Source organism: Roseibium sp., assembly GCF_025698965.1.
Taxonomy (GTDB): domain Bacteria; phylum Pseudomonadota; class Alphaproteobacteria; order Rhizobiales; family Stappiaceae; genus Roseibium.
On record NZ_JAILWL010000235.1, the window covers coordinates 1 to 9,873 of the forward strand.

Genomic DNA, 9,873 nt, shown 5'->3' on the forward strand with positions numbered 1-9,873 from the left:
TGGCGATGCTCTACAAGCATTTCTGCGCAGATGAGGACCTTGCAGTCGCCAAACATCTGGAAACACTGGAAGCCGACTGACCTGCCTGTGTACTGCGGCTGCCAAGCAGGTGTCGAAAGGCTTGGATGCAGATAAGCACCCGTTTCTAATCTTCTACATAATCTGCACATCTTGGAGGTTGCTGGTCACCCCAGGGCATCAGCGGAACGGTGGACGTGGAGTTTTTAGGGCTGCCTTCGATCAACTTGTCTGAATAGACCAGATAGACAAGCACGTTGCGCTCGGTGTCGCAGCCTCTCACGATCCGCATTTTCTTGAACATGAAAGACCGGCTTTGCCGGAACATTTCCTCGCCTTGCTCGAAATTGTCCTTGATCACGACCGGCCCAACCTGCCGGCATGCCAGGGATATGTCCGAAACCTCCTCAGCGACACCGAGCCAGCCGGACACACCGCCTTTTTCAGGCACCGTGAAATGACAGGCAACTCCATCCACCAGCGGATCGTCGATCGCATACGCGGCAAGCTTGTGATCAGGTGTCAGAAACTTCCACACCGTGGACTTCTTGAAAATCAGATCGGGTTCTTCGGCTGAGAGAGCAACCCCGGCGGCTTGAAAACTCAAAACCAAAGCGAGCGCAACGGCGGTCAGGAAACGCATTCGGACAACATCCCTTGATAGGTTTGAAACGTCTGACATGTGGGGATCTCAGCTGTACGATCAAGCGACCCTTTCAAAACAAAACGCGCGCCTGACCGGCGCGCGCTATCAGAGGCAACAACAATCGAAAATTCCTCGATAGGTTTATCGAACCTCCTCAAGAACCTTTTCAGTATCCTTGCTGTCCTCATCGCCTTCATCGTCCGCAGTGCTGCTGCCTTCAGAAGGTTCATCCTCGTCAACGATATCCTCGGAAGTCAGGTCCAGGGACTCTTCCTCGACGATTTCATCGTCGTCCATCGGCGTCCCTAGAGAAGCTGCGAAATCACTGTCAGAAACGAGATCGCTTTCCTCGCTCAAGGCCTCGTCTTCGACCACTTCCACTTCTTCGGCGCCCTCAACTTCCACTGTTGAGACCGGAGTGTCTTCTTCTTCAAGATCAGGAGCCTCAACAGGCTCTGCCACGGCGACGACACCGGAAAGAGCATCGACAAGATCGGCACACCGTTCCCTGGTCCAGATCTGAGGCTGGTCCAGACCAAGTGCTTCATCATAGGCCCGTGCTACGTTGAACGGCAGCTGTGTCTCGAAGTCCGTTTTCGAGCCGAAATGCGATGCAAGCGTGTCTTTTACCGCATTGAACGTGTCATTGAGGCCAAGACCCTGCTCAACACAAGCAGCAGCGGAATCTCGCAAAGTGGTGACGTAGTCCCGCGTCGTTTCGATTGCGGAGACAACCGCGGGAGCGCCAATGATAGGCCGTCCGGTACCCGGCATCAGCGCAGCCGGGCGGAACGCTGAAATGCGATCGAGCGCACGTGGCCAGTCGGCAAGATGCGCGTCGCCGCAATAAGGAGCGGCCGTGCTTTGAACCAGATCGCCTGCGTAGATAACCCCGCTGTCAGGCACCCACACAACCAGGTCTCCCATGGTGTGGCCACGTCCAAGATGCATCAATCGAACTTCCCGTCCGCCCAGATCAATTGTCATTGAGGAAGCAATTGTCATGGTCGGTGCGCAAACCGCCGGAATGGCGGGGAGATCAGCGAATAATGCCTTGAAACGCTCTCTTGAAACGTGAATGTCCTCGATACCACGCGTTTCGATCATGCGGCGCGTCAGGTCGGAAGCAATCACTTCTCCGGGGTCGAAAGCCCAGGACCCAAGCGAGTTATCGGCGTGAAAATGGGTCAGGACCACCTGTTTCACAGGCTTGTCGGTGATATCGCGAACGTGTTCCAGGACCTTTTCGGCGTGTGCAGGGGTTGCCTGACCATCAACGATCAAAACACCCCGGTCACCGACGATTACGCCAGTGTTCGAACATCCGTCTGCACTATAGGCATAACAGCCGCGTCCCAGTTCCTCGAACCGTGCGTTTTCTCCCGGCACGGCCTCGGAATTGTTTAAGATCTCAACCATTACGGCCTCGCTTTCGTGCAAGCTCCCTGCTTGCTTTTGCGGTCATTCTTGACCTATTTCACGCCATCTTTCTGTTGGCGATAGCGTCTCAGCTTCATTCGGTGATTCGCAAATTCGCAACCATCGATTTCTTAACTATTGCTTCCTTATCAACAGATAGGTCGTCAATTTTCGCAGGCGGATGTCTTCTCGAGTACAAGCTCTCATATAATCTTGTTTGTCCACTCGTCAATTTTCCAAAGAAGCACATGCCGACTTTCATGAGAAAGACAATAAGCTATACTTGTTAGACTTAGAAAATGGCCGGATCACGGCAGCATTCATCTGCTGGTTCAGTCACCCGATTTTTAAAACCTCCGAGGCAGCATCCAACTCATGTCGCACGAGCCCGTATCGCCCACCGCTCATACCGCATCATCCGTATCCGACCGACCTGTCCTGAAGCTGAATCAATTTCTGCCTTATCGGCTCATTCATCTTGCCGAAACCGTCAGCCGGTCTTTCTCGCAAATCTATGCGGACCAGTACGGCATAGGCATTCCCGAGTGGCGGGTAATTGCCACGCTGGGAGAGCATCCGACCATGACAGCCCGGGATATCGGCACAGCAACCTCCATGCACAAAACCAAGGTTAGCCGCGCTGTCGCCACTCTCGAGAGCCGTGGATATGTCGAACGGGAGAAAAACCCCGACGACCTCAGGGAACAGGTCCTGAAGCTGAGCTCGCAGGGAAATGCCGTCTATGCGGATCTTGTGCCCCGCGCGCTTGCCTACAGCAAGGAGCTGGAAGATGCGCTTACTGAAGAACAAAGCGAGTTGCTGGGTGACATTTTCGGGCGCCTGCATGATGCCGCAAACGCTTATCGACCCGACTAGATTTTGATCGCAACCATGGCCAGCATTAACCTAACGTGAGGCCTTTCGTTGCTAATGATGGAGACAATAACGATAGTGTGGGTACCGTCCGGGTACCGGAACGGCGCGAATTCTTAGCGCTGTGGGGGTTGAACGATGGGGCTTTGCAAGACCCGCAAGTCTGTCAGCTTAATGCGCATTCTGACTGTCTGCGCTGTTTTCGTGCTGCCCGCCGCAACTGTAGAAGCTGCAAGCTGTTCCAGTCTGAAGTCCGAATTGCGCCGACTTGAAGCGGGTTCGGGAAAACAATCTCCGGCGGCTCAAAAATGGACCTCTGCGAGGAAGCAGCAACAGAATGCAATTTCCGCCGCTGAGCGCGATGCCAGGTTCTTCAACTGTTCCAGCGTTCCATCTGCCAAATGCCAGGGCCTCAACAGCAAGATCAAACGCATGAAAGCCAACCTGGCCGCGATTGAGCGTCAATTGGCAAAATCCGGCGGTGGGTCCAACCGAAACTCAAAACGCATTCGTCAGGTGCGCGGCGCCCTTGAAAAGCAAAACTGCAACGCTGCAGCATCCACACGGCAGGCCAAAGCGGAAAATCGCAACGACAATCAGGAACCCCGTGGTTTCCTGCAGCGGCTGTTTACCCCCAAAACGAGCGTTGAGCAGGTAAGCGCCACGACCGGCGATCGCGAAATTTCTACCGTTCGCTCAAGTTCCAGACGCAGCACCAGCCGGCTTCGCATTCCGTCCGGAGGAACATTCCGCACCTTGTGTGTGCGCACTTGTGACGGCTATTTTTTTCCGGTGAGCTATTCCACCGGCAAAAGCCAATTTGTCAACGACGAAGCCCGCTGTACCGAAATCTGCCCGGCCGCCGAGACCGAACTATACGTTCATCGCAACCCCGGCGGGGATCAGTCGAAGATGTTGTCACTGGCGGGAGAGCTCTATTCCGAACAACCGTTCGCCTACCGGTACAAATCGGAATATGTCGAAGGGTGCAGCTGTCGGCTTACGAAGCAGAACAAGACACAATCATCCTGGACAGAACTGAGTACAGCTTCGGGAAATCGTGTCTTTCTTTCAGACATCAGTTCCGGACTTCCCCGGCGGACCCTTCAACCAAGCCGGGGCAACACGTTTGAAAAAGACGATACCGCCCCTTCGCCGCTTTCCAGGACACCGCTTCACAAGGCGCAGCTTCCTTTTTACGAAGATCCAGGCACACTGTTCAATCTTGAGAAGGGTTTCAATGTTGCAACGTCTCTCGACGAGGTCTCAAAAAAGCTCAAGGGTGGAACTACTCAGCTTGTGGAGGGCGCGCTGACGGAAAGCGGCTTACCTCTGCTGACTAATCGCTCGCTGTCCAAGGACGGTGAAGTGGAAGCGGCTTCCACGTCACCGATTTTCAAACATGACGATTCAGGCTTTCGTCCGGCACCAGACCGGGAAACGCCTGTCAGGGTAGTCGGTCCAGAATTTTTTGTCGCCCAATAAGAGGCAATATTGCCTTCATATCCGGGCCATGATCCATACCGGTGAGCGCCCGGCGCAGCGGCATGAACAAGCCACGCCCCTTGCGACCGCTTTCAGCCTTTAGCGCAGATGTCCAGGCACCCCAGGTCTCCGGTGTAATGTCGCCGTCCGGAAGAAGCCCCCTGGCACTTGCCACGAATTCCCTGTCTTCGTCTTCAATCCGCCCCTCGACTGGCCCAATAATTACCTGCCAGTAGCGGCTTGCATCCGCAACAGTCTCGCAGTTGCCTCGAACCGTTTGCCAAAATACCTCGCTTGGCGTGATACCAAGATCCGCCAGTCTGTCCTTGACTGCCTCGAACGGCAAATCATGCACAAGGCGTGCGTTCAAGGATTTCAACTCTTCCGGATCGAATTTGGCGGATGATTTTGAAACGCTGGTGAGATCAAACTTCTCTACCAGGGCTGCCATCGTCGGTACAGGTTCAACAGCTTGGCTGGTCCCGGTCAACACCGCGAGTGAGGCGACCGACATCGGCTCCAGGCCTGCTTCCCGCAATGAGCCGATGGACAACGCGCCCTTTCGTTTGGACAGGCCCTCCCCGTCGCGCGTCGTCAGAAGATTGTGGTGACCAAAGATCGGAGCCTTGGCACCCAGTGCTTCGAAGATCGCGATCTGCACACCTGTGTTTGCAACGTGATCTTCGCCGCGGATCACATGGCTGACCCCCATATCGATGTCATCGACAATCGACGGCAATGTGTAGAGATAAGTGCCGTCCGCGCGGATAAGAACCGGATCGGACAAGGACGCAAGATCAACTGCCTGCTCACCCCGACAAAGATCCGCCCAGGTGACATCGGTCCGTTTTGTCTCGAACGGATCGCCATCATGATTGGGAAGCACGAAGCGCCAGTGCGGTTTGCGACCTTCAGCTTCAAAGGCAGCGCGTTCTTCCGCCGTCTGCCTGAGCCCGGCACGGTCATAAACCGGTGGGCGTCCGAGCGCCCGTTGGCGGGAGCGACGACGCTCAAGTTCATCCGGTGTTTCGTAACAGGGATAGAGCAGACCGGCGTCTTTCAGTTTCTGTGCCGCAGCATCGTAGCTGGCCACGCGCGCCGATTGACGCTCGATGACATCCGGCTCGATGCCAAGCCATCGCAGGTCCTTTTCAATGGACTCGGCGTATTCCTGTTTCGAGCGCTCAAGATCAGTGTCATCGAAACGCAGGATGAACCGTCCACCCGACTTTTGTGCAAAAAGCCAGTTATAGAGCGCGGGACGGCTGTTGCCGATGTGAATGTGGCCGGTCGGCGACGGCGCGAAACGAACAGTAACAGTCATGGGGTTGAGTTAGCCGGGGATTGCCGCGACAGCAACCCCTAACTGCGGCAGAAACGAGAATTGTTGTCACGACCGGTAAGCCCGCGCTGTCAAAGCAAGGACCCCGCTGAATATGAAGCAGTAGCCTGCCATTGCGAGCACCTGGTTGTCGAAGGGAATACCCTGATCGATGAGCCAGCCGATCAGACCGGGCCCGGCAGCAGAGGCGAACACCATGAAAGCGAAGGCTACAGCCCGGATCGCACCCATGTGTCTTGTTCCGTAAACTTCAGGCCATAACGCCCCGACCAGCGTTCCGTTGAAACCATTGGAAATTCCTACCAGCGCCATGAAAACGAAGGCAGCGAATTGTGCATGAATGGTCGCAAGTACCAGACATGCCAGCATCAAAGGCAGGATCGCGAAAGGCAGGAGCTGGCGTGCGGAAAACCTGTCGATCAACGGTCCAATTGCCAGCGATGCACACACGACCCCACCAGCCATGATCACAAAGGCGCTGGCAAACACTTCCAGAGACCAGCCGCGCAGGTCGACCAGATAGACCTGATGGAAGAAAATTGCCGTACCGATGAATGCCGGAGCATTGACACCAAGTGAGACCAGCCAGAACCTCGGATCCAACAAAGCCTCTTTCCGCGTCCATTGACGCCCTTCCGGTTTTGCCGAGGCAACTTCCGTTGCGCTTGGGACCCGGTCCCTGGCAAGCAACAGCATCAACACCGGGAACGCCAGCACCACCAGGCTGACCGCTGAGACGTTCCAGGCTCCTCGCCATCCAATGAACCCGCTCAGGGTCACGAAGGCCAACGGGAAAAGTGCCTCCGCGGTTGGAAACCCGAGGATCGCAATCGAGACGGCGCGTCCGCGCTGCGCGGAAAACCATCGGCCTGCTGCCGTTAAAGACGTGTGGCCCATCATGCCCTGTCCGCACAATCTCAAGCCGTAAAAGGCAACAGCGATCATCCACACAGAAAACGTGTTGGCCATTGCAAGGCAGGACAGCGCCAAACCAAGCATCACAACCGCGGCGATCCGCCTGACAGGAAAATGATCCAGGCTTCTACCGACATAAGGCAAGGTCAACGCGCTGCCGAGCGTTGCCAGCATATAGAGCAGACCTAGGTCACCATGGCTGAGATTGAATTCTGCGCGCAGATTTCCTGCAGACAGCGAAATGAAGAACGTCTGCCCGAAACCGGAAAACATCGCCAGCAGATAGCTGGCAGACAACCAGCGTGCGTTGTCACGCAAAAATGCAAAATAAGTCATGCGGTCGAAGCCGTTTACCCGGAACAGGGCCTTGGGGGAGACGGCTCCGGAGGGGCGTCAGGAACGATCCCGGAACCGGTTGGTAATTGGATATCGGCGGTCCTTGCCGAAATTACGTTCTGTTATCTTGACGCCTGGGGGTGCCTGCCGGCGTTTGTATTCCGCAATATAGAGAAGATGCTCGATCCTGTGAATCAACGATCTGTCATGACCACGCTTCTCGATCTCGCTGACGGACATTTCCTCTTCGACAAGACACTTCAAAATGTCATCCAACACGTCATATGGCGGAAGGGAATCCTGGTCCGTCTGATTTTCACGCAGTTCTGCCGTCGGCACCTTTGTGATGATGTTTGACGGGATTACTTCCCCGGATGGGCCCAGGAGACCTTCGGGCCGATTGACATTGCGCCAGGCGGCCAGATGATAGACCTGCGTCTTGTAGAGATCCTTGATCGGATTGAATCCGCCGTTCATGTCACCATAGAGCGTCGCATAACCCACCGACATTTCAGACTTGTTGCCGGTCGTCATGACCATTCGTCCGAATTTGTTGGAGACAGCCATCAGAATCACACCGCGAGTTCGTGACTGAAGATTTTCCTCGGTCGTATCCTCTTTGGTGCCTTTGAAGAGATCTCCAAGAGCGCTCTCAAACCCTTCGACGGGCTCTGAAATCGGAACCGTGTCGTAACGGATGCCAAGCGCTGATGCGCATTCGGCGGCATCCTTGATGCTCTCTTCAGACGTATAGCGGTAAGGCAGCATGATCGCATAAACCTTGTCCGTACCGAGAGCATCCACCGCCATGGCGGCGCAAATCGCCGAATCGATGCCGCCCGAAAGCCCCAGCACAACGCCTGGAAAGCCGTTTTTCGTGACATAGTCTCCAAGGCCGAGAACACAGGCCCGCCAGTTGGCCTCGTCCAAGTCGGGAAGTTTAACAACTTCACCCTGCTCGCAGATCCAGGTCTCGCCCTCGCGCTTCCAATCGCTGATGCCGATTGCCGTTGCAAACTGCGGCATCTGGAATGCCAATGAGCGATCAGCCTGCAAAGCAAAGGACCCGCCATCAAAGACCAGCTCATCCTGGCCTCCGAGCTGATTGCAGTAGATCAGCGGCAATCCCGTCTGGACAACCCTGGAGACCACGACCTGCAAACGTTCCTCGGCCCTGTTTTCCCAGTAGGGTGACCCGTTCGGGACGAGCAATATTTCCGCACCGGTTTCTTCAAGGCACTCGCAGACTTCATCGTTCCAGATGTCCTCACAGACTGGCAGTCCGATACGCACACCGCGAAAATCGACCGGTCCCGGCAAGGGCCCCGCGGCAAAGACCCTTTTTTCATCGAACACGCTGTAGTTCGGCAGGTCGTATTTGTAGCGGATTGACCGGATTTCCCCCTTATCCAGGAGAAGCGCGGCGTTGTAGACCTTACCGTCCTCCCCTTTCCAGGGTGTCCCGATCACAAGCCCCGGGCCTCCATCTGCCGTTTCCCTGGCAAGAGCCTCCGCAGCTTCCATGCACCGGCGGACGAAGGCAGGCTTCAAAACCAGATCTTCCGGCAGGTAACCTGCCAGAACCAGTTCAGACGCAAGAACCAGATCCGCATCCTTGGTGGCAGCCTCCTGCCGCGCCTTGCGAACAAGTTCTGCGTTGCCTTCAACATCACCTACCGTGGGATTAAGTTGCGCTACGGCAAGTCTAAAGCGATCAGTTATCATGGGAACAGAACCTGAAGATGTCATTGCAACATCATGTAGCCGCAAGGCTCAATTGTTGCAATCGCACAAATCTGAAGAACGGTCTTCAGGGCCACTCAGGACGGTGTTCGAATTTTGCAGTGAACGACCTAAAGCAGTGCCAGAGCGTTCTCTTCAATCTCGGGGGTTGCCGGCTCCGCCGTCGGCGTCATTCCCGAAATGTCCGTGATGGTCAGCTTTTTGACCGGTTGCTGTTGCCCCGGCCCCATGATGCCCTTTGACCGGCCCTGCATTTCCTGGCGTTCGAGAACTTCACCAATATGGCGGTACAAGATGGCTGGAGCGATCGGTTTGGCGACAAATCCGTGGATACCGATTTCAATGGCCTCCAGGATTGTTGCACGCTTTGCATGCGCGGTGACGACCAGGACAGGTATCGTGCTGATGATCGGATCCCTGTCGCCACGTAAAATCCGCAAAAATTCATTGCCGCCAAACGGGCTCATGACCCAGTCGCACAAAACGATATCCGGTTTGCGATCGACGACCAGCTCCAGGGCCTCGGCGCCATCGCTGGCCTCGAACACCGATCGGATGCCGAAGCCTGACAAGACGGAGCGCAGGATCGCGCGCATATGTGGATTGTCTTCCGCAATCAGGCAAGAAACCTTCGAAAGATCCCACTGTTGCCGCAACGCCTTCACTCCTCCACCGGTTTGCTGCCAAAAACCAGATATGCGCGCGGAGCGTTAAATGAGACTTACCAAATGGAGTTTTTTCAGCGCAACCTGACCTCAAAAAGCAAAAAGGGTGGCAAAAGCCACCCTTCAAGCTAACGCTACGAGAGAATCTGCGTCTCAGGCGCTAACTGCAATCGGCTCGGCCTGACGTCCGTCGCGTTCTTTTTTCAGGTTTTCCGCAATCAGGAAGGCAAGCTCCAATGCCTGATCAGCATTGAGACGCGGATCACAATGGGTGTGATAGCGGTCGCCAAGCTGCTCCGCCGTCAAGGCACGGGCGCCACCTGTGCATTCGGTCACATTCCGGCCTGTCATTTCGACGTGAACACCGCCGGCATGAGTACCTTCGGCACGGTGCACAGCAAAAAAGGCCTCGACCTCTTTGAGTATCCGGT

Annotated in this window: 9 protein-coding genes; 2 read left to right on the forward strand and 7 right to left on the reverse strand. The window is 55.5% G+C overall.

All coding sequences use genetic code 11. The features are described from left to right. Positions 1 to 145: 145 nt before the first annotated feature. Together K5905_RS18575 and K5905_RS18580 are read right to left on the reverse strand one after the other, a co-directional pair. Entirely contained in the window at positions 146 to 661 is a 516-nt protein-coding gene (locus K5905_RS18575) for a CreA family protein (protein ID WP_297586498.1), read from the reverse strand. 144 nt (positions 662 to 805) lie between these two features. Then, positions 806 to 2,083 carry an MBL fold metallo-hydrolase gene (locus tag K5905_RS18580; RefSeq protein WP_297586500.1) on the reverse strand — a complete coding sequence of 426 codons (1,278 nt, stop codon included), beginning with the start codon at positions 2,081 to 2,083 and terminating at the stop codon, positions 806 to 808. Positions 2,084 to 2,458: 375 nt separating this feature from the next. Between K5905_RS18580 and K5905_RS18585 the strand changes: the two genes are divergently transcribed. Both K5905_RS18585 and K5905_RS18590 read left to right on the forward strand, forming a co-directional pair. Then, positions 2,459 to 2,959: a MarR family winged helix-turn-helix transcriptional regulator gene (locus tag K5905_RS18585; RefSeq protein WP_297586501.1), complete on the forward strand. Its 501-nt coding sequence runs from the start codon at positions 2,459 to 2,461 to the stop codon at positions 2,957 to 2,959. A gap of 135 nt (positions 2,960 to 3,094) precedes the next feature. Further along, positions 3,095 to 4,441: a DUF2865 domain-containing protein gene (locus tag K5905_RS18590; protein ID WP_297586502.1), complete on the forward strand. Its 1,347-nt coding sequence runs from the start codon at positions 3,095 to 3,097 to the stop codon at positions 4,439 to 4,441. Here K5905_RS18590 and gltX read toward each other — a convergent pair. The 5 genes from gltX to K5905_RS18615 form a co-directional block, all read right to left on the reverse strand. Further along, positions 4,404 to 5,765 carry a glutamate--tRNA ligase gene (gltX, locus tag K5905_RS18595; protein ID WP_297586504.1) on the reverse strand — a complete coding sequence of 454 codons (1,362 nt, stop codon included), beginning with the start codon at positions 5,763 to 5,765 and terminating at the stop codon, positions 4,404 to 4,406. The genes K5905_RS18590 and gltX overlap by 38 nt on opposite strands. A 66-nt stretch (positions 5,766 to 5,831) precedes the next feature. Beyond that, positions 5,832 to 7,034 carry an MFS transporter gene (locus K5905_RS18600; protein WP_297586506.1) on the reverse strand — a complete coding sequence of 401 codons (1,203 nt, stop codon included), beginning with the start codon at positions 7,032 to 7,034 and terminating at the stop codon, positions 5,832 to 5,834. A 57-nt stretch (positions 7,035 to 7,091) separates the two neighbouring features. Then, a complete protein-coding gene (locus K5905_RS18605; RefSeq protein ID WP_297586508.1) occupies positions 7,092 to 8,759 on the reverse strand; it encodes an NAD+ synthase in 1,668 nt (555 codons plus the stop codon). Between the two features lie 128 nt (positions 8,760 to 8,887). After that, positions 8,888 to 9,433, reverse strand: coding sequence for a response regulator (locus K5905_RS18610; RefSeq protein WP_297586509.1), 546 nt, complete (start codon positions 9,431 to 9,433; stop codon positions 8,888 to 8,890). A gap of 162 nt (positions 9,434 to 9,595) precedes the next feature. Further along, on the reverse strand, positions 9,596 to 9,873 hold a 278-nt coding region (locus tag K5905_RS18615; RefSeq protein ID WP_297586511.1), incomplete at its 5' end, for a 3-deoxy-7-phosphoheptulonate synthase.

Excerpts from the sequence above, each read along its gene's own strand:
- K5905_RS18580 (WP_297586500.1), bottom strand. The coding sequence starts at position 2,083 with ATGGTTGAGATCTTAAACAATTCCGAGGCCGTGCCGGGAGAAAACGCA.
- K5905_RS18575 (WP_297586498.1), bottom strand. The coding sequence starts at position 661 with ATGCGTTTCCTGACCGCCGTTGCGCTCGCTTTGGTTTTGAGTTTTCAA.
- gltX (WP_297586504.1), bottom strand. The coding sequence starts at position 5,765 with ATGACTGTTACTGTTCGTTTCGCGCCGTCGCCGACCGGCCACATTCAC.
- K5905_RS18600 (WP_297586506.1), bottom strand. The coding sequence starts at position 7,034 with ATGACTTATTTTGCATTTTTGCGTGACAACGCACGCTGGTTGTCTGCC.
- K5905_RS18585 (WP_297586501.1), top strand. The coding sequence starts at position 2,459 with ATGTCGCACGAGCCCGTATCGCCCACCGCTCATACCGCATCATCCGTA.
- K5905_RS18605 (WP_297586508.1), bottom strand. The coding sequence starts at position 8,759 with ATGATAACTGATCGCTTTAGACTTGCCGTAGCGCAACTTAATCCCACG.
- K5905_RS18590 (WP_297586502.1), top strand. The coding sequence starts at position 3,095 with ATGGGGCTTTGCAAGACCCGCAAGTCTGTCAGCTTAATGCGCATTCTG.